16 protein-coding genes are annotated in these 19,538 nt (G+C 65.0%); 5 read left to right on the top strand and 11 right to left on the bottom strand.

All coding sequences use genetic code 11. From position 1 onward, the window contains the following. Nucleotides 1–32: 32 nt before the first annotated feature. The 4 genes from H9639_RS13480 to H9639_RS13465 form a co-directional block, all read right to left on the bottom strand. A complete protein-coding gene (locus H9639_RS13480; protein ID WP_191808592.1) occupies nucleotides 33–1,007 on the bottom strand; it encodes a LysR family transcriptional regulator in 975 nt (324 codons plus the stop codon). 81 nt (nucleotides 1,008–1,088) lie between these two features. Then, complete coding sequence (locus H9639_RS13475; RefSeq protein ID WP_191808591.1) at nucleotides 1,089–2,159, bottom strand: ABC transporter permease; 1,071 nt, start codon at nucleotides 2,157–2,159, stop codon at nucleotides 1,089–1,091. After that, complete coding sequence (locus H9639_RS13470) at nucleotides 2,159–3,820, bottom strand: sugar ABC transporter ATP-binding protein (protein WP_191808590.1); 1,662 nt, start codon at nucleotides 3,818–3,820, stop codon at nucleotides 2,159–2,161. The genes H9639_RS13475 and H9639_RS13470 overlap by 1 nt, the downstream gene beginning before the upstream one ends. Next, on the bottom strand, nucleotides 3,820–5,013 hold the full coding sequence (locus H9639_RS13465; RefSeq protein ID WP_191808589.1) for a substrate-binding domain-containing protein: 1,194 nt from the start codon (nucleotides 5,011–5,013) through the stop codon (nucleotides 3,820–3,822). Before H9639_RS13465 ends, H9639_RS13470 begins: the two co-directional genes overlap by 1 nt. 311 nt (nucleotides 5,014–5,324) lie before the next feature. Here H9639_RS13465 and H9639_RS13460 point away from each other — a divergent pair, with 311 nt between their 5' ends. Next, a complete protein-coding gene (locus H9639_RS13460; RefSeq protein ID WP_191808588.1) occupies nucleotides 5,325–6,530 on the top strand; it encodes an MBL fold metallo-hydrolase in 1,206 nt (401 codons plus the stop codon). Nucleotides 6,531–6,641: 111 nt separating this feature from the next. Here the strand turns inward: H9639_RS13460 and H9639_RS13455 are convergent, their stop codons facing one another. From H9639_RS13455 to H9639_RS13440, 4 genes are all read right to left on the bottom strand, one after another. Then, a complete protein-coding gene (locus H9639_RS13455) occupies nucleotides 6,642–10,277 on the bottom strand; it encodes a S8 family peptidase (protein ID WP_191808587.1) in 3,636 nt (1,211 codons plus the stop codon). A 375-nt stretch (nucleotides 10,278–10,652) separates the two neighbouring features. Further along, the gene (gene thiD, locus H9639_RS13450; protein WP_191808586.1) at nucleotides 10,653–11,486 is read right to left on the bottom strand and encodes a bifunctional hydroxymethylpyrimidine kinase/phosphomethylpyrimidine kinase; all 834 of its coding nucleotides are present in this window, start codon (nucleotides 11,484–11,486) and stop codon (nucleotides 10,653–10,655) included. A gap of 63 nt (nucleotides 11,487–11,549) precedes the next feature. Next, nucleotides 11,550–12,029: a hypothetical protein gene (locus H9639_RS13445; RefSeq protein WP_191808585.1), complete on the bottom strand. Its 480-nt coding sequence runs from the start codon at nucleotides 12,027–12,029 to the stop codon at nucleotides 11,550–11,552. Continuing rightward, nucleotides 12,022–12,801: a TetR/AcrR family transcriptional regulator gene (locus H9639_RS13440; protein WP_191808584.1), complete on the bottom strand. Its 780-nt coding sequence runs from the start codon at nucleotides 12,799–12,801 to the stop codon at nucleotides 12,022–12,024. The genes H9639_RS13445 and H9639_RS13440 overlap by 8 nt, the downstream gene beginning before the upstream one ends. A gap of 228 nt (nucleotides 12,802–13,029) precedes the next feature. Here H9639_RS13440 and H9639_RS13435 point away from each other — a divergent pair, with 228 nt between their 5' ends. After that, nucleotides 13,030–13,761, top strand: coding sequence for a queuosine precursor transporter (locus H9639_RS13435; protein ID WP_191808583.1), 732 nt, complete (start codon nucleotides 13,030–13,032; stop codon nucleotides 13,759–13,761). Between the two features lie 50 nt (nucleotides 13,762–13,811). Here the strand turns inward: H9639_RS13435 and tgt are convergent, their stop codons facing one another. After that, entirely contained in the window at nucleotides 13,812–15,077 is a 1,266-nt protein-coding gene (gene tgt, locus H9639_RS13430; protein ID WP_318242090.1) for a tRNA guanosine(34) transglycosylase Tgt, read from the bottom strand. Nucleotides 15,078–15,314: 237 nt separating this feature from the next. Between tgt and H9639_RS13425 the strand changes: the two genes are divergently transcribed. After that, complete coding sequence (locus H9639_RS13425; RefSeq protein ID WP_191808582.1) at nucleotides 15,315–16,364, top strand: FUSC family protein; 1,050 nt, start codon at nucleotides 15,315–15,317, stop codon at nucleotides 16,362–16,364. Between the two features lie 46 nt (nucleotides 16,365–16,410). Here H9639_RS13425 and H9639_RS13420 read toward each other — a convergent pair whose 3' ends face one another. Both H9639_RS13420 and H9639_RS13415 read right to left on the bottom strand, forming a co-directional pair. Continuing rightward, complete coding sequence (locus H9639_RS13420; protein ID WP_191808581.1) at nucleotides 16,411–17,283, bottom strand: DUF6707 family protein; 873 nt, start codon at nucleotides 17,281–17,283, stop codon at nucleotides 16,411–16,413. 58 nt (nucleotides 17,284–17,341) lie between these two features. Continuing rightward, nucleotides 17,342–17,881 carry an NUDIX hydrolase family protein gene (locus H9639_RS13415; protein ID WP_191808580.1) on the bottom strand — a complete coding sequence of 180 codons (540 nt, stop codon included), beginning with the start codon at nucleotides 17,879–17,881 and terminating at the stop codon, nucleotides 17,342–17,344. Between the two features lie 116 nt (nucleotides 17,882–17,997). On the opposite strand from H9639_RS13415, the gene H9639_RS13410 reads away from it, so the two are divergent. Continuing rightward, nucleotides 17,998–18,591: a YdeI/OmpD-associated family protein gene (locus tag H9639_RS13410; RefSeq protein ID WP_191808579.1), complete on the top strand. Its 594-nt coding sequence runs from the start codon at nucleotides 17,998–18,000 to the stop codon at nucleotides 18,589–18,591. 9 nt (nucleotides 18,592–18,600) lie between these two features. Beyond that, nucleotides 18,601–19,473, top strand: a complete 873-nt coding sequence (locus H9639_RS13405) for a class II glutamine amidotransferase (RefSeq protein ID WP_191808578.1) — start codon at nucleotides 18,601–18,603, stop codon at nucleotides 19,471–19,473. The last annotated feature ends 65 nt before the right edge of the window (nucleotides 19,474–19,538 follow it).

Here is a 19,538-nt window from a genome sequence, read left to right as displayed (position 1 = left end):
CACTCAGGCATCCGGTGAACGCCGTTTTTGATCTACCGGGTATCGACGCCGTCGATAGTCGCGGAACGAATGACTGACCTGTCCCGGTGGGAGATTGCCAGGTTTTCGTGCAGCTGCGCGCAGGCCCGCTGGACCACCGAACGGAGCCACAGGTTGGCTGGATCTTCGGTGCGGCTGGGATGCCAGAACATGGCTTCGACCAGCACTGGTTCGGATTCCACCGGGAACTCGATCAGGGAGATGTTCGCTCCGCGCTGCGCTTTCAGGGCAAGCATTTTGGGCAGCAGAGCCACCAGGTCCGTCCCCTCGACCAGCAGCGGCAGCGCCAGCAGTCCGGAGACATGCGCGGCGACCTTCCGCTCGATCCCCAGGGTTTCCCAGAAGAGGTCCGCCGGGGTTTTGATGGACTCCCCGAAGTAGCCCACCGCGTGCGGCAGTCCGCCCAGATCCGCTGCGTGCAGCGGGTCCCGGTCCAGGACCGGGTTGCCGGAATCAACCACCGCCACAAAACTGTCGCGGAACACTGCTTTTTTGCTGCCGGGAAAGGAGTACCCGGTGGGGCCCACAATCAGATCCCAGCGGGTGAAGTCGGACTGGTCCACCCGCACCATGGAGGTGGGGATGATGTCCACGCTGACCCCCGGCGCCTCAAGCTGCAGGACCCGGCGCAGCGGCTCGGCCACCATGGCGGCAACATAGTCCGAGGCGGCGATGACGAATTCCCGGTCGCTGGTTGCCGGTTCGAACCGGTTCCGGATGCCGGTGACCCGGTCCAGGCTCAGCAGCGCCTCATCCACCAGGGGAACCAGGTCCTGGGCCAGCGGCGTCAGCTCGTAGTGCCTGCCGGAGCGGACCAGCAGCTCGTCGTCGAAATACCGGCGTAGCCGCGAGAGCGCAGCACTGGTAGCCGGCTGGCTGAGCTGCAGATGTTCCGCGGTCCGGGAAACGTTGCGCAGCCGGAGCAGGATCTGAAGTGTCGGCAGCAGGTTCAGATCGATGGACTTCATGTCTGCCAGCTTAGGTGAGCAGCTGCCGGGTTCCTCCAGTGTTGCGCCGGTGGGCGGGACCGGACTGATCCGGGCAGCCAGTTACGTTCCCTGCCCGGACCTGCGCCGGCCAAGGTAGCTGGAGAGCCCGACGGCGACGAGCAGCGCCGCGCCGTTGAACACCTGGTCCACCCAGTTCGCCGCGCCGCTCAGGGTCAGTCCGCTGACGCTGACGGCCACAAACAGCACCCCGAAGACGGTGCCGACCACGTTGAAGCGGCCGGGCAGGATCGCCGTCGCGCCCAGGAAGACGGCAGCCAGTGCGGGGAACAGCAGGTAGGTGCCGTTGTCCGCGTTGGCGCCGCCGGTGCGTGCCGCCAGAATTACTCCCGCTAGTCCGGCCAATGTTCCGGAAAGGATGAAGGCGGTCTGGGTGTACCGGCGCAGCGGCAGGCCCACCAGCACTGCCGCGCGGTTGTTGGAGCCAATGGCGTACAGCGAGCGGCCGAAGGGGGTGTGGGTGAGCAGGTACCAGGCCAGGAACACCAAAACCGCGACGACGAACACCACCCGGGGCAGGCCCAGCCAGGTGCTGCTGCCGAAGGTGGTGAAGGCCGGATCGACACCAATAATCGCCAGTCCGCCCGTGTACCACTGGATGAGTCCGCCCAGCAGCGTAGCCATGCCCAGGGTGGAGACAAACGCGTTCATTTTGAACCGGGCAACCAGCAGTCCGTTGACGGCGCCCACCACCGCGGCGGCGGCCACCCCCAGCAGGCAGGAAAGCCACAGTGGAAGCGAAAAATGTGCCATCGCGGCGGCAGTGACCACGCTGCTCATCACGGCGATGCCGCCCACGGAGAAGTCGAAGTGACCGGCTACCAGGGGAAAGATCAGGGCGACGGCGACCAGCGTCACCACGGACTGGTTGGCCAGGACCACCGAGACGTTGGCTGTGCTGAGGAACAGGGCGGAACTGGCCGGAAAGACACCGAAGAACACGATGATCAGGACCAGCAGCAGGGGCAGGGCGAACCGTTCAAGCTGCGAGCCCAGCGGGGTGCGGGCTGACCTGCGCCGGTCCGGTGCGGGACGGGAATTTTCCGCAGCACCGGGGTGTGGGACCTGCCGGGTTTCGGGGGACTGGGCCGGGGGCGTGTGGGTGGCGTCCATCAGTTTTGAGATCCTTCGTGAGGGGCAGGGCGGGCAGGGGCTGCGGACATCACGGCCGTTGCCAGTTCGCCGCGCCCGGCTTGATCGGGGCTGAACTCTGCGGTGATCCGGCCATCAACCAGGACCAGCACGCGGTCGCAGAGTTCGACGAGTTCATCCAGGTCGCTGGAAGCCACCAGAATTCCGCAGCCCTGCCCGGTCAGGCCGCGCAGGGTGCGGTAGATGTCCTGCCGCGACATCACATCCACCCCCTGGGTCGGCTCATCCAGCAGGAGCAGCCTGGGGTTCCGGCGCAGCCAGCGGGCGAGGATCACCTTTTGCTGGTTGCCGCCGGACAAACGGCCGATCGGAGCTTCCGGTCCGTCCGTCCGGACGGAGTGCTCGGTGATGAGATGCTCGGTGTCGGACCGTTCCAGCCGCAGGTTCATAACGAGCCTGCGCCAATACCGCCCGATCACGGTGGCGGACGCATTCTCCCGCACCGCAAGGTCCAGGAACGCGGCGTCGCGGTGGCGGTCTTCCGGCACAAAGGCGATTCCGGAGCGGATGGCGTCCGCCGGTGAGGACGGGGTGTGCGGTGAGCCGTCCAGGGTCATGCTGCCGGAGGTGAGGGAGGTGTCGCCGAAAATGGCGCGGAGCACAGTGGAACGTCCCGAACCTGCCAGCCCGGCCAGCCCCACGATTTCCCCCGATTCCACGGTCAGGTCCACTCCCGCCAGCGGATGCCGGGTCAGGTTGCTGCCCGTAAACACGGGGGCGCCGGTGGCATCGGACGACGACGGCGGCGCCGCCGGGCGGGTATCGGTGCCGGCCGCAGGGGTGCCGGGAGCGGGCGGGCGCGAAGGATCGGTCCCGGACATCATCGAGATGATGACAGGCGTGGTCATTTCTGCCACCGGCCCCAGCCCCGCGACGGAGCCGTCCCGGAACACCGTCACGTCGTCAGCGACTTCGGCTATCTCACCGAAGCGGTGCGTCACCAGAACGATCGTCTGGCCAAGATCTGCCCTGGTGCGCAGGGCCGCCATCAGCTCCCGGGACTCGTCCTCCGGCAGCGACGCCGTTGGCTCGTCCAGCAGCAGAATAAATTCGCTGTCCCGCTGATCCGCCAGGGCGCGGGCCACGGCAACCATGGTTTTCTGGCTCGGGCGGAGGGATCCCAAAGGATCACTGGCCCGCGCCGAAATGCCGTAGAAATCCAGGAGTTCATCCGCACGGCTGCGCAGTTCCCGCCAACGGATGCCCTGAACCGGGTTCGTGGGGAAGCCGGAATCCAGCGCAAAGTTCTCGGCGACGGTCAGCGAATCGAACACCGCAAGGTCCTGGTGGACAAAGCGCAGTCCGGCTTCGCGGGCCCGGCGCGGAGTCATCTGGCGTGCGGGAACGCTTTCCCCGTGCACGGATATGGTTCCGGCGTCGGCCTGGTAAACCCCGGCGAGGCACTTGATCAGGGTGGATTTGCCGGAGCCGTTGCCGCCCAGGAGGGCGTGGATGCTGCCGCGTTCCACGGTCAGGTCCACTCCGGCCAGGGCCGGTGCACCGGCGAAGGTTTTGGTGATTCCCTGCGCCGCCAGAGCGGCTGCCGTCTGTGGGGTCCGCGCACCTCCCGTGCCCGCGGAAGCCGCGGACACGGGAGGACGGAACTTGTTTGTTGCGCTCACTACTTGCCCCATGCCTCCAGGTAGGCCTGCTTGAAGTCGATGACCGGGTTGTAGGCGAATGCGGCGCCGTCTGCCGGCATGTTCGTCTTCGCATCGATTGCCTGCATTCCGACGCCGGACGGCAGGATTTCCTGGTCAGCCAGCAGGCGCAGGGCGGTATCCACGCCCGACCAGCCGTTCCATTCCAGGCTGAAGGCCACCGAGGCGTCCTGGCCCTGGCCGGCGGCAATCAGATCCAGGTTGCTGCGCTGGCCGAAGGCGCCGACGACGGCGAGGTCGTCAGAGCGCTGGGAGGAGACGATTGCCTGGGAAAGTCCGGCCATAAACCAGCCGTCCAAGGGAACGGAAATGGCGTTCGCATCCGGGGCCTGGAGGAGTGCGGTGGAGAGCTTCTGTGCCATCGCGCCGCTGGCAGTATCCTGGTTGCTCAGCTGGAGGGTGCCAACCACTTCACAGGTTTCGCAGTCTTCGAGTGCCGCGTTCAGGCCGTCACTGATCCAGGGGCCGAACCGGGTGTCGGCAAAGGTGACTTCCAGCAGCTTCAGGTCGCCGTCAGTCTGTCCGATCAGCCAATCGGCCTGCAGCCCGCCGAGCGTGTTCCACCACTGCTCGTTATCCATGCCCTCGAGCTGCTTGGTGATGCCGGTGAACAGCGGCTCGCCGCCGTCGACGTCGCAGTCGTTGGCTCCGACACCAACGGTGGTGATTCCGGCTGTGCGGGCTTCCTCGAGCGGACCCTGGAAGCTGGAGCAGTCCTGACCGATCACGAAGATGACATCTGCGTTGGCGGCGACACCCTGACGGATGCAGTTGGCCCAGCCATTGGGGTTGAGCTGGCCGTCGCAGATGTTGCTCTCCCAGCCGATGGCTTCGGCGGCATCTGCGGCGCCCTGGGCCGGAGTGGAACAGGTGACCTGGGACTGTCCGCAGGAGACGACCCAGGCCGAGAGGCCTTCGGGAACCGCCACAGACTCGGTGGGCGGGGCTCCGACGATGCCTTCGTATGCTGCGGCGAGGGCTTCGGTGCCGCCTGCGGGAGCGGACGCTGCCGCCGAAGCCGTACCCGACGAGGCGGAGGCTTCCGGGCTGGGGGTGTCCGCGGGGGAGGAGCTACAGGATGCCAGTGCAAGGCTGGCAATAAACAGGGCGCAGAGGGCGCCCCGGGCCTTGGTGCTCGAAGTTCTGCTTCTCATCAGGTCTCCATTGACAGTCAAAGGGTGCGGCGAGTGCTGTGATTCACATCACGCTGCCTCCACTCTGAGGTGGACTGAATATTTGGGGAAGCGAGTAATTGGGATAGTTGCTATCCATGCCGTTGATACCCGGCTGGGTTGGCGCGGTATCACCGTGGTGGATATGGGGTATATGAATCTTCCGCGTTCTGCAGCTGCGGCTCATCGCATACTTGACCCGATGGGCCGTGCTGGACGCCGATGTCCACACCCGAGGCACCCAGATAGTGCTGCCCGAAAGCGGCCTGCGGATGCGGGAAGAGAGTTACACAATGTGCGATGTTGTAGGAAAAGCCCTGAACCAAGTTCCGGAAGCCTCGAGGCGGCGCTTCCTCAGCGGTGCCGGAGCGATGGCAGCGCTCAGCGGCCTTGCGCTGGCGGGATGTTCAACACCGGAAGCGAACAGCAGCCAGACGAGTGCGTCTGCTTCGGACGGAGGTGGCGGGAACACCCGGACCAGTCTTGTCCTGCTGGGAACAGCGGGAGGTCCCACCGTTCTGACCGACGAACGGTTCGGCGTTGCAACAGCAGTTACATACGAGGACCGGGTTTATCTGGTCGACCTAGGGCACGGGTCGCACATGAATCTCATACGGGCAGGGCTTGGCGGGGAGGGCTTTGGCGGTACTTCGATGGCCAGGATTCGGGGAATCTTTTTCACGCATCTGCACAGCGACCACATCGTTGAATGGCCGGCTGTCTATGCCACGGCAGGTATGAATTCCGTCGGCCGGACGATTGACGGACCCATTGAAGTTTTCGGTCCGGGCGACCGCGGAAGTCTCGTGCGGGTCTTTCCACCCAACCGGGCGGAGCCGCCGGTTTTCAACCCGGACGACCCTACGCCGGGTATTTCGGGAATGACTTCCTACCTGCGCCAGGCTTTCGCTGCAGATTTCAATGATCGGGCACGCGACAGCAACTTCGAGAGCCCGGATGCCACGTTCAATGTCCAGGACCTGGACATCTCTTCTCTGTGGACGGTAGATCCGGAAGGCGTTCCGCCGCGGCTGACAGCACCGATCGAAGTGTGGGAAGACGATGATGTGAAGATCACTGCGACGCTGGTGGATCACCGCCCGACAGCGCCGGCCTTTGCCTACCGCTTTGACACCCCGGATGGTTCAGTGGTCATTTCCGGGGACACCGGGGTCAGTGCCAACCTCATAGACCTTGCCCAAGGCTGCGATTACTTGGTCCACGAAGTCATCGACCCGCAATTTGCTGAGGATCTGGCCGCCGTGCTGCCGCCAGAGATTGCACCGGCGGTCAAGGAACATCTTCTGATTTCCCACACGACCATTGAGCAGGTGGGGCGGGACGTCGCAGAGCCTGCCGGAGCGAAAAACCTCGTTCTGTCCCATCTGGTGCCGGGAAATAACCCCGACAGCCGCTGGGAGGAAGCCCGGAAAGGCTACAGCGGAAACCTGATCGTGGGGAAGGACCTGATGCGGTTCGGTGTGGGGGCGAAAGCCTGAGTGCCATCTGGGAAAACCCCGCTTTACTGAGACGTGAACGCGGCAAACTCAAAGCAGCGGCCCCTGGAATGCTCCGGGGACCGCTGCTTTGTGTTTGCTCAGTTTAGGGAATTAGCGGCTGCACGTCACCGCGCCGTAAGACGCCGTGTAATCGACCTTCTCCGCCTTGCCCTTGCCAAGGAACTTGTAGGAAGCGGTCACCTCGCCTGCCTGAAGAGCAAGCTGGCGCGTCTTGATCACAGCGGTTGTGCTCTCACTGGGCTGCAGCTTCATCACTTTCGCGCTGCCGTACGGTGACTTGATGTCGATGTCCGCACGGCGGTCGCCGTTGTTAGTGAGCGTTACGGTGATTTCAGCCTTAAATCCATTGCACTGGCTGACGGCCGACACCGGACTCACCGGAGCCGGAGCGGGAACCGTGACCGGCAGGATTTCAGCCCGTCCCCCCAGCCCGGCCGTGCCGCTCAGGTCCCCGGTGCCGTTGTGCAGGTGCAGGAACAGTGCCGAGGCCCCGGTGGTGTCCATGCTCCGGTTCACGGTGAGCTTGCCGCCGTCGACGTCGGCAAACAGGGCATCCGCGGAGCCGCCGGAGAACCACAGTGCAGGATCCGCGGCGTCGAACTCGATGAAGTCCGTGGAATCCACCGGAACGGTGGTCCCGGTGTCATCCACGTTGTACAGGCTCCAGGTCACCACCTTGTACGCCAGGGGCAGGGATTCCGCGGCGGGATCCAGTCCCAGTGCCGCCACGGAAACCGGAAGCGTCACCGTGTTGGAATCGAAGGTGTTGGTGTCCGTGCTGCCCATCCGGCCGTTGGCACCGGTCTGGTCCACCAGGGCGGCCGTGCTTCCGTCCGGGTTCAGGCGGTACGTGTTTACCAGCACCAGGTCCAGGTCATCGGCGCGGCCGGTGACCACCCGGTAATCCGCGGTGCCGTCCTTATTGGTGTCGATCTCGACGTTGACCTCGTTGTGTCCACCGAGGATCGGCCAGTTCTCCCACGTGCTCAGGCCAAAGTTCAGCGCAGCGTCCGCAGGGTCGCCGCCGGCAGCCTTGAGCGCCGGCAGCGTGGAGGAAGCCCCCACCGCAGAGAGGTCCATGGCTTTCATGGAATCCAGCGCGAGGTTGTCCAGCTTGGGACTTTGTCCGCCCAGCACCAGCGGCGACACCAGCGACAGATAAGTGGAAGCACCCGAACCCTGCAGCAGGTCACGACCCGTGAGGGTTACGTCCGCTGCCAGTGCCTCCGCATCAGCGAAGTCGACGCCGGTGCCAGCGGTCATGTCCGACGTCGGCTTCGGAGCCGAGTACACCGGAACGCGCAGTGTGGGAACGCCGTCGCTGGCCAGCTGGACGCGTCCGGAAACATCGGCCAGGAACTGGCGGGGCAGGCCCAGCTGCTCGGTGTCCGCGGCCGGATCAATGGTTTTGGCCAGGGCGGCAGGATCGGCAATCGTCAGGGTGACGTCCACGGTGGCCTGGGCATTTGCCCCCACGCTGACGCTCGGAGCCGTGGTGATTTCCACCCCGGGCATGGTCGACGCCGGCAGGTAACTGACAGCGAAGGTCCGCGGCGAATCCGAGGTGTTCTGCACTGTCACCTTGCGGGTCACGGTGAGGGCGTCGGCGCCGAGTTCCAGGACTCCGAAGTTGACACTGGTGAGGGTCTGGTCCTCGGCGTCGTAGGCTAGGGCCTGGTTGTTCACGGCGTCCAGGACGTCCACGCGTCCGGAGCCGACCCGGTTGGGTCCGTGCACGGCGCCGTTGGCAGCGAGGACATCATGGGTGGCGGTGTTCATGATGGTGTTCTTGACCTGGTACGGCGTGTAATCCGTCGCCGCGTACAGCAGCGCCGCCAGTCCGGCCACATGCGGGGTGGCCATGGACGTTCCGCTGCTCACCGAGGCGCCGTTCCCGGAGCCCACATTGGCGGAGCCGATCGAGGAACCCGGAGCCGCGACGTCGGGCTTCACCACGCCGTTGGAGCCGTGCAGCCCGCGGGAGGAGAAGGAGCTCACCGTATCGAGGGAGTTCGACTGGCCCGCTGCGGTGCCCATGTAGGCGGGATCCAGGCGGACTGTCAGGGTGCCGGCGACGGCGGCGGGCCGCAGCCGGTCAGAGGATTCACGGTTCAGCTGGATGCCGGGGATTCCGGCGTTGCCGCCGATTCCGGCGTCGAACACATCCCGCGGGGAGTCCAGGACGACACCGGTGGCACCCGCGGCCTGGGCGTTGTTGAACCGTGCGCCCGAACCGCAGGGGAACGCGCCGTTGGAGTCTTCCCACTGGATCCAGACCCATTTCCCGGTCAGGGACCCGGCCGGGAAGGCCGAGCAGCCAAAGGCGTTGTCCGCCGGAGCGGCCACCACCTCGCCGGTCAGCCGTTCCGGTGTGAGTGCCGGGTCGGAGTAGTTGAAGTTGGCGGAGTACTGGCCGGCGGCGGAGCCTTCGAGCCCGGCCGGAGCCAGGACATCGGCACGGTCCAGCGAAATCTGCGAACCGATGGTGCTGGCCACGGTCAGGGCAGACCTCGCGTTGCCGGGGGAGCCGCCCACGTTGTAAACGTCGCCGGCGTTGCCGGAGGCCACCACGGACAGGATGCCCTGCTCGGTCAGCTTGTCCACAATGTCGTTCTCGGGATCATCCACCGGAGCGTAGTCGGAGCCCAGGGACATGTTGACCACCTGTGCGCGGTCGGAGAAATCGCCGTCGCCGTTGGGATCCAGGACGTAGTCCAGCGCCTGCCCGACGACGTCGGAGGAGCCGGTGCAGCCAAATACCCGGATTCCAACCAGCTGGGCTTCGGGAGCCGAGCCGGGACCGATCCGCAGGGCATTGACAGTCTGTGTAGTCAGCGAGGCGTAGTCCCCGTCGAAGGTGGTGCCGTCGGTGTTGGTGCCGTAGCCGGCAGCAGTGCCGGCCACGTGGGTGCCGTGGCCCTGGCAGTCCATGGGGTTCAGATCAGGTTTCGGGATGGGCTGGTAGTTGGCCGCGGACGGATCCGCGTTGTAGTCATCACCCACCAGGTCGTAGCCGCCAATAAACTTGGCCGGATCGAGCAGGCCGCTGTCTGCGGCGGGAATGGTCGGCGAAGCCTGGGCTGCCTCAAACGCTTCGATGGTTCCGGGTCCGCCGAAGTCGCTGTGCGTGTAGTCGATGCCGGTGTCCAGCACGGCGATGGTGATGCCCTTGCCGGTCTGCTGGCGTTCCACCCAGGTGTTCAGCGCCCGGGTATCGATGTCTGCACCCTTGTTGTCGATCGTCTTCGGAACGATCCGGGTGATTTTGGCGACGTCGCCGCGCTCTGCAAGTGCCTTGATCGCCTCGGCGTCGCCGATGATCGCCACACCGGGAAGGGAGTTGGTGGTGGTGTAAATGGTGTTGGCTGCGGCTTCCCGGGCAACGGACTCGGCCTGGGATTCGATCTCCGCCCTGATCTGGCGGACCCGCGGCGCATCCACGACGGGGTCCTGTTTACCTGCCTTCACGGCCTCCGGCTGCGTCTGTTCAAAGGCCCCTTCGCCGGTGAACTGGACAAAAACCGAAACCTCTCCGCTGACGCCGCGGAGACTCGGAGACACCTTCTGCTCCGCGAATCTCTCGACCCCAAAACCCTGGACCGCGTTCCCGCCGGCGCGTGTGCCTTCGGTGGCCTGGGCCGGAAGCCCCAATCCTGCTGTGAGTGCCAGGCCGGCGACGGCGGCAGTTGCCACCACTCCGGGCCTGCGATGAATGGACCGTCTCATTGTGCTCCTTGAACATTCCCGCCGCGTGCTGCCGGAGGAACGCCGTCAGAGACCTGTTGCACTAGAGACCTGAACCGCCGCCTGCCGGCTGCTGACACACGTGACAGCTTTCCGTTTGTGCCCCCAAACCCCCGTTGTTGTGGGGTGTCAGCTATGCACCTTCGGCCCCCAATTGCCCGCAGCCGTAGGCATACCCTAAGCGAGCATTCCGGCAGGTCAAAGGTTCACGGTTTCGGGCCGCGATTCGTTCAGAGGCTCTTGACGTGGAGGGTTATTCAGGGCTTGAATCGCAGGCTGATCCGGCGTCTGTAAACAAGAACGGACGGACGCACCGTTTTCGGTGCGTCCGTCCGTTTGCATTAGGGTCTGGGAAAGTTAGAGTGCCGGACCGTTCCCGGCGCCGCCCTGCCAGAGGGCATCGAACGGGGTGTGGGAGGAAACCCGGTTCCGGATGCCCTCCGTGACGAAGGCCTTGGCCGTGCGGGCAGCTTCCAGCGGCGTTGCGCCCTTGGCCAGTTCCGCAGTGATTGCTGCGGCGAGGGTGCAGCCGGCGCCGCTGACCGCAACGTCGCCCACCTTGGGTGCACGCAGCACCTCCATGGTCTGGCCGTCATAGAAAACGTCGACGGCGTCCTCGCCTTCCAGCCGCACTCCGCCCTTGGCCAGCACGACGGCGCCGGAGGCCTCGTGAATGCGGCGGGCCGCTTCCTGCAGGTCCTCAACGGAATCGATGGAGTCCATGCCGGAGAGGGACATGGATTCGAAGTGGTTCGGGGTCACGAAGGTGGCCAGCGGAAGGATCTGCGCCTTGAGTGCCTGGTCGGTGTCCAGTGCGGCTCCGGGCTCCTGTCCCTTGCAGATCAGGACCGGGTCCAGCACGATGTTCTTCCAGTCCTGGCTCTGCAGTGCCTTGGCCACGGTGTCGATGGTTGCCGGCGTTCCGAGCATGCCGATCTTCACGGACTCCAGGTCGTAGGCGGTCTGGATGGCTTCGAGCTGATCCGCAATGACCTGTGAATCCACCGGAACAAAGCGGTGGTTCCAGTTGTCCTTCGGGTCGAAGGAAACAATGCAGGTCAGGGCAGCAATGCCGTAGGAGCCCAACTCCTGGAACGTCTTGAGGTCTGCCTGTGCGCCCGCTCCGCCGGTGGCTTCCGAGCCGGCAATGGTGAGCGTGACTGACGGTGCCGAATGTGTGTGTGAAGACATGTTTCCATCTTCTACCCTGAGCGGTGCGGGTTGCCACCTGCGACGCGGCCGGAAGCAAACGTGTCAGGTGCGGATGTCCATCAGGCGCCACACCGCGAGGCGTCCGATGGCAGCGGAACAGCCGATTGCCAGGGCCATAAGCAGCGGTACTCCCACGGAGCCGGCGATCAGCCCGATGACCAGCCAGGCCAGCAGGAACGGCACCACAAAAAACGCGAGTACGTGCAGCCACTGGTTGGGGGTGTTCCGCAGCAGCAGGCCCAGCGTCAGTCCCACCGGCGCTGCCGTCAGCAGGCCCAGGCCTCCGGCGTAGAAGGCCGCAATCACAATGATCCAGAGGTAGCCCCAGAAATCACGCGAGGTTCCCCACCCAATCGCGATGGTGGCCATAGCCGCCACGAGCAGGCTGGCAATCGCGTAGCCGGTGACAAAGGCGATCGGTCCGAAGGTCACGCGCGGGGTCAGGACTATGCGCCCTTCCGGTGTGCGGCCGCGCGACATGCCGGCTGGATCGACGTCGTCGTCGTCCGCAGTTTCAGTCATGTGATCGCGCTCCTCGCAGCAGCTTCACCACATCTTCCACAATATTCCGGACAACCGGTAGACGGGAGAGGATCACAAGCTTGGCGACGAGGGGTGCGGTGTTCGCCACCAGCCGTTTGGAGCGGATTTGGCCGGGCGAGGAATCGTAGACCCAGAACAGGGTGACGCCCATGTGCACAAGCCACAGCAGCTCCGGCAGGTCATCCCGGATGGCGAGTGGTGGTTGCGGGCGGGCGGCCTGGACAGCCTGACGGTAGACGGCAATCGACTTTCCGCGGCCCACCTGTGCGGCGTCCGGGGCTGGGGGCGGGGCTGGAACCGGCGCTGCCGCCGACGTCGCACCCGGCGCTGCCGCCGACGTCGCACCCGGCACTGCCGCCGACGCCGCATGTGGCACTGTGCCCCGGGCGTAGCGGGTGCCGCCCGGAACCGGCAGGGCGGCGTTCTTCAGGAACTGGTGGCCCAGCCCGTGGTACGGCGAAAGCACCTCGAGGTTGGCCAGCAGGATGACGCGGAGGTGCTCACCGAGGTTGTGTCCTTCGCGCAGCAGCGGCAGGGCAGCGGACCGGTGTTCGTCCTGCAGGGAGCGGTAGAGCTCAGCCACGAGGGCGTCTTTGGACTCGAAGTAGTAGTACGCATTGCCGACGGATACGCCCGCCGCCTCGGCGATGCCGCGCATGGTGGTGCGCTCATATCCCTGTGCGCGGAAAAGCGCTGTTGCTGTCTCGACCAGCCGCTGCCGGGTGGTTTCGCTCTTTGCCCCGGCGGCCATCGAACTCCTGTTCCTACTTCGTCATCGACGATTAGAACACAGTTTTGAACATGTTCAGAATTGTGACGAGGCGGGCGAAGATGTGGCAGGGCACGGGATCCGAGGGTTGTGCGGGGGCGAAACATGGCAGAATGAACGCTGGCCCTTTTGGGCCGCCCGGGACAGCGGGCAAGTGCTAATACAGCCGGCGAGACCGTCGGCGAACCACTACACCGAACGGGAATACCCATGTCTTCACCAACCCCGGGCGCTGCCGTCCAGGCAGCGCAGGCTCCCAGCTACGCCTCGCGCGGCAGCTCCCATTTCGACTTGATCCTCACCCTCATGTGCGTGGTGATCATCATTTCCAACATCGGGGCAACCAAGGGCGTGGTCCTTGGTCCAATTTTCGGCGACTTCAGCATTGTCACCGATGGCGGGTTCTTCCTCTTCCCGCTGGCCTACATCCTGGGCGACGTCATCAGTGAGGTGTATGGATTCAAGGCCGCCCGGCGGGCCATCTTCATGGGCTTCGCGATGGCCGCTTTTGCGGTGCTGGCGTTTGCCGTGATCATTGCGCTGCCCGGCTTCGACGACGACTACGGGTTGGAGAAGCAGGCGGCACTTGAGTCGGCACTCGGTCCGGTCTGGCAGATTGTCGTGGCTTCGCTGCTTGGTTTCCTTGCCGGGCAGCTGCTGAACTCGCTGGTTCTGACCCGCATGAAGGCCAAGTTTAAGGAACGTGCGCTTGCTGGCCGGCTGATGGCCTCCACCGGTGCGGGCGAGTTCGCTGACACCCTGATTTTCTGCGCGATTGCCGCACCGGTGATCGGCATCAGCGACGCCGGCCAGTTCGCGAACTATGTCATCTTCGGTTTTGTCTACAAGACTGCGGTCGAGTTCCTCTTCGTGCCGGTGACGTCGGCTGTGATCAAGGCGATCAAGAAGCGTGAACCGACCTACGGGCAGGTTTCCGCGTAGCTGAGGAACGGGAAGGGGCTGAGCACAACCCCTTCCCGTTCCGGTTCCGCTTAGCTGTAGTACTTGCCCAGGACCTCGTCCTTGAACTCAAAGAACGTGCCGTCCTCGATGGCCAGCCGGGCGTCGTCGACCAGTTTTACGGTGAAGCGCTCGTTATGGATGGAGATCAGCGTGTGGCTGACCATTTCATTGGCCTTGAACAGGTGCTGGATGTACGCGCGGGAGTAGTTAGTGCAGGCATAGCAGTCGCAGCCGTCCACCAACGGGCCGAAGTCGCGCTTGAACCTGGCGTTGGAGAGGTTCTTCCGGCCGTACGGGGTGTAGAACGCCGAGTTGCGGGCCACCCGCGTGGGGGAGACGCAGTCGAAGGTGTCGGCACCGTTCTCGATGGCCGTGAAGATGTCGTCCGGTTCGGAGATGCCCAGCAGGTGCCGCGGCTTGTCCTCGGGAAGTTCCTCGGTGCACCAGCGGACAATCGTGCCCAGGTTTTCCTTCTCCAGGGCACCGCCGATGCCGAAGCCGTCAAAGTCCATGGCCCCGAGATCCCGTGAGGCCTTGCGGCGCAGATCCTCATACTGGGCTCCCTGCAGTACACCGAACAGCGCCTGGTAAGGGCGGTGCGAGCGTTCCTCAGTGAGGCGCCGGTGCTCGATGATGCAGCGTTCGGCCCAGAGCCGGGTGCGTTCCAGGGACCGTTCCTGGTAGCCGCGCGAGTTGAGCAGGGTGGTCAGCTCATCGAAGGCGAACATGATGTCGGCGCCGATTTTGTGCTGGACCTGCATGGAGATCTCGGGTGTGAAGCGGTGCTTGTCCCCGTTGAGGTGCGATTTAAACCACACGCCGTCGTCGTCAATGTGGGCCAGGCGTTCCTTGCCGGGCGCGACGTCGTCATCCGCACCGGTGGCGTGGGTGGTGCCGTCGGCGTTCATGTTAATGACCTTCTTGAACCCGGCACCCAGGCTCATCACCTGGAAACCGCCGGAGTCAGTGAAGGTCGGACCGGACCAGTTCATGAACTTGCCGAGGCCGCCGGCCTCGTCCAGGATGTCCGCGCCGGGCTGCAGGTACAGGTGGTAGGCGTTGGCCAGCACGGCCTGGGCACCCAGCTCAGCTACGGATTCGGGCAGCACCGCCTTGACCGTGGCCTTGGTGCCCACGGCGATAAACGCCGGGGTCTGGATTTCGCCGTGCGGGGTGGAGATGGTGCCGGTACGGCCCTGGAACTCACCGCCGTTGGCCTGGGTGCGGGATGCAGAGTCGGGGGTGGTTTCGCGCAGGCGCTTACCGAGGGCAAAGGAAAAACCAGTGGTGGACACCCTTCCATTTTGCCTTACCCGGGCAGCCGGCCGTCCGGGTAGGGCAACTGGTCCGGCCGAGACTGCGGGGAACCGGAGTTTCCCAAGGAGACTTGTCCCACAGAGCAAGCGCCCTGTCAATGGCGAAGCATAAGGTTGGTTGGTGGGATTTTGGGTCCTGTTCCGCTGCCGTGCCACCGCCGGCCGACCCCCGTAATTCCCGGACTCCCGGATGACAGAAAGGCCGTTGAAGCCCCCTTGAAGTACCTGCGCGAAATGTTCAGCATGGCCCCGGCCCACAATGACCACCACGTGGGGATCCGCTGCGGCATCGGTGTTGCCGTTCCGCTGCTGACGCTGCTGGCTTTTGGGCGGATCGACCTGGCTATTTACGCCTCCTTTGGCGCCTTCACCGGAATCTACGGCCGCAATGAGCCGCACCGGCAGCGGTTCGGCCACCAGCTGCGGGCGGGTGCCCTGATGCTGGCGGTGATCCTTGCCGGTGCGCTGTCCTCCCGGCTTGGCTTGGACGCTTGGGGAATCGTCCTGGGAACCACCGTGGTTGCGGGTCTGGGAACGCTGGCCACCGGGTTCTGGCGGCTGCGGCCTGCCGGATCCCTGTTCCACATCTTCGCGTATGCCGCGATTTCCTCGGTGCCAAACCAGCCTCCGGTCTGGCAGGCCATGGCCGTGGCCGCAGCGACCGTCAGCTTCGCCATTCTGCTGGGACTCTCCGCCATGCTCTGGCCCAGGTACCGGACCGACTGGGTGCGGCCGGTCCACCCGCGGTTCTCCGCCGCGCAGCGCCGGGCTGTGTGGCACGACGCCGCCCTGTATGCGGCTGCTGCTGCGGCGGCGGGATCTGTGGCGACAGCCCTGGGGATCGGCCACAACTATTGGGCGATGGTGGCGGCTACCGTGCCCCTGGCGGGGGCGACGCTGCGCAACCGGATTCACCGGGGGCTGCAGCGCGTGCTGGGAACCTTCGGCGGGCTGGCGGTTACCGCCGTCATTCTGCTGGCCGCTCTGGCACCCTGGCAGCTGGTCCTGGTCATCGCGGTACTGCAGTTCGGTGCCGAGATGTTCATCGCCCGCCAGTACGCACTGGCGCAGGTGGTCATCACCCCGCTGGCGCTGATCAGCACCGAACTCGCCCATCCCAGCGATCCGGCCATTCTCATCCAGGACCGGGCCGTGGAAACCGTGATTGGTGCCGTCGTCGGCATGGCGCTGGTGTTTCTGGTGCACCGGCACACCACCCGGCTGCAGGCCCGGCAGGCCAGGGTCAACGAAAGCCTCCCGGCTTAGCGCTCCGCCTGAATCCTCCGCGGGACTCCCAGCTCAGAGATCCTGCTCAGAGATCCAGATTCAGCCCGCGGATGGCGCTGAGTTCGTTGCGGATCCGGCGCTGGAGTTCGGCGTCGCTGTAGGCTTCCGATCCGCCGTGCGCGCGCAGGTACAGCAGGGTATTCAGCCGAAGCACCCGCCAGTCGCGTTCGGCCTGTTCATCGCTGGCTTCGGCCGCCCGCTGGACCTCCCGGTCATAGAGGTTCGGTTCGTTGAGCTGGCGCTGCAGCAGCTCCGCAGAGAGCTTGGCCTTGAGCGGATCAGATTCGGCGTGGTCGCCGGCCCGCACTGCCTGTGCGTACGCGTTGGACGCATCCAAGTCGCCGGTCTCGTGGGTAATGTGCGCAGCCAGTGACAGGGCACCCTGGATCCAGTTCCACCGCCCGTAATTTCCGTCGAATCCCAGCCCGGTGATCAAGCCGCAGACCGCCAGCGCGTTGCGTGCATCCCCGAGGTCGACGTAGAGGGTGTAGGCCAGATCCCGGACATCCTGCAGGTTGCTGCCGGCTTTGACGTTCAAACCGCGCCTGAGGCGGGTGATGAGTTCCTTGACCGTGCGGTCATCCGGATGGGCAGCCTGGGCAGCGGCCAGCACCGCGGCATAGGTTTCCTCGTCCGTAGGGACGCTGCGGACGGCTTCGGACGCGTTCTGTTCCGGTGCCGGGGCAGCCACGCGCACTGCCGAACCGTACGCGATGCGGACCGTGCCACCGTCTTCCAGGTCAGCAATAACCAGAGCAGGGGTGCCGAAGTCGTCTTCCTCGATGCGCAGCTCCGTCAGCGGTGCCAGGGTCAGCTCATCCAGCACCAGTTTCTGGCCTGGAACGAGCAATTCGGCATTGACCCGGAACGCATACGTTTCCGGCACACTCTCTGACATGGCTGTTCCCTTTGCGGTTGGAGCATCGGCCCCCAGTATATAAAGACTTGGTAACGCCCTACCGGCCCCAGCCGGCTGAGGCGAGTGCCTGGCGCAGCAGGTCGCCGCGGCCGCCGGAAAACTCCGCGTACACAGCGGGGCTGAGCGCCTCTTCAGGTGTCAGCCAGGACAGCTCCAGTGCATCCTGACGTGGATCACACTCACCCGTGACGGGGATCAGGTACGCCAGTGCGACGGCGTGCTGGCGTTCGTCGGTCAGCCCGGTCTGCGACGGGGAGGGGAAGTACTCCGCCACCGTGAAAGGAGCCAGGCTGGGCGGGAGCTGTGGCAGCGCCATGGGGCCGAGATCCTTCTCCAAGTGGCGCAGCAGAGCCGCGCGGATCGTTTCGCGGTACATGACCCGGCCGGAGACGAAGGTGCGCACCATCTGTCCTTCCGGCGTCGCCTGCAGCAGCAGTCCCACCTCCGTGACGTACCCGAGGGGGTCGCACCGGACCGGTACCGCTTCCACATAAACCATGGGGAGCCGCTGTCTGGCTTCGTGCAGGTCCTCCTCCGAAAGCCAGCCGGGATACGGGTCAGGAGTGCGTACGTTCATAGGAGTGTTCTACCGCAAAGTCTCAGCGAGAGTCATTCGACGCGCTCTGCTTTGGCCGAGGGCTGAACTGGCTCCGAACCTTTCAGCCGGTACCACCGGGGCCTAGGATTAGGCGCATGAAGACCGAGCTCCCGGAACTGCTGCTCCCCGATGCAGCAGCATGGCGGGACTGGTTGGAGGAACATCATTTGCTCTCGGCCGGAGTGTGGCTCGTCGTCGGGAAACAGGGCGGCAGTGTCACCTCCCTGACCCGCCAGAGCGCTCTCGACGAAGCGCTTTGTTTCGGCTGGATCGATGGGCAGGCAGCGCGCCGCGATGAAGAATCCTACCTCCAGCGCTACACCCGGCGGGGGCCGCGCAGCATGTGGTCGCTGCGCAATGTGGGGCATATTGGCCGGCTGGAAGCCGCGGGCCGGATGCATCCCTCGGGACGCGACGCCGTCGAATCTGCCAAGGCGGACGGACGCTGGGATGCGGCCTACGCGGGGCCGGCGGCTACTGAGCTGCCGCAGGATCTGCTGGACGCCATTGCTGCCGATCCGCAGGCACAGGAAATGTTCAACGTGCTCACTTCACAGAACCGTTTTGCTCTGGCCTTCCGGCTGAGCCGGCTCAAGACCCAGGAGGCCCGGGAGCGCAATATTGCCGGTTTCGTGGAGATGCTCAGCCGCAGGCAGACGTTCTATCCGCAGAAGCAATTTCCCGACTAGGAGTCCACCATGTGCCGGCTTTTTGGAATGCATGCAGGTCCTGCCCCTGTCAGTGCAACATTCTGGCTCCTGACGGCGCCGGACAGCCTCGCGGAACAGAGCCGCAGGATGGCGGATGGTTTTGGCCTCGGGGTTTTCAATCCGGAGGGTCAGGCGGTGGTGGACAAGGCTCCGATTGCCGCTTACGAGGACCGTGCGTATGCGGCTGCGGCCCGTCAGCTGCGGGGCACCACGTTCATCGCCCACGTGCGGTATGCCAGCACCGGGGGCGACACCGCGGTGAATACGCATCCGTTCCTGCAGGATGACCGCCTGCTGGCCCACAACGGGGTGGTGGAGGATCTGGATCAGCTGGATGACCGGCTGCGGCAGCTTGAGGTTATGGACCTGGTCAAAGGCCAAACGGACAGCGAACGTGTCTTCGCGCTGATCACCGGCCTGGCCCGGCAGAACGGCGGTGATGTGGGAGCGGCGATCGAGGAGGCGCTGACCTGGATCGCGCAGAACCTTCGCCTGTATGCGGTGAATCTGGTGCTGACGACGGCGACGGATCTATGGGCGGTCCGCTATCCGGATACCCATCCGCTGTACGTCCTGCAGGAGGGTGCCGATTCGCCCCACCACGGCAAGCACACCACCCGGATCAGTGTGAAGAGCGACGAAATGGAGCAGAACCAGGTTCCCGCGCTGCTGGTAGCCACCGAACGGATGGACGAGAATCCCAACTGGCGGCTGCTGGATGCCGGCGAGGTGCTGCATGTGGACCGGGATCTGGCTGTCCAGAGGTCTTTTCCGCTGCCGGAGCATCCCCAGCACCTGCTCACCCTCGCGGACCTGGATCCCCATGCCGCCGCCTCGCAGCATCCGCTGAAGGTGGCCTGACCTGACCCGTTTATCCGGTCTGGCTGGAACGCGCCGTCCTTGACGACCCTGCCCCGGAAAGCGCT

Source organism: Arthrobacter gallicola, from assembly GCF_014836775.1.
GTDB classification, from domain to species: Bacteria; Actinomycetota; Actinomycetes; order Actinomycetales; family Micrococcaceae; genus Arthrobacter_B; species Arthrobacter_B gallicola.
This window is presented reverse-complemented; position numbering and strand designations above follow the sequence as displayed.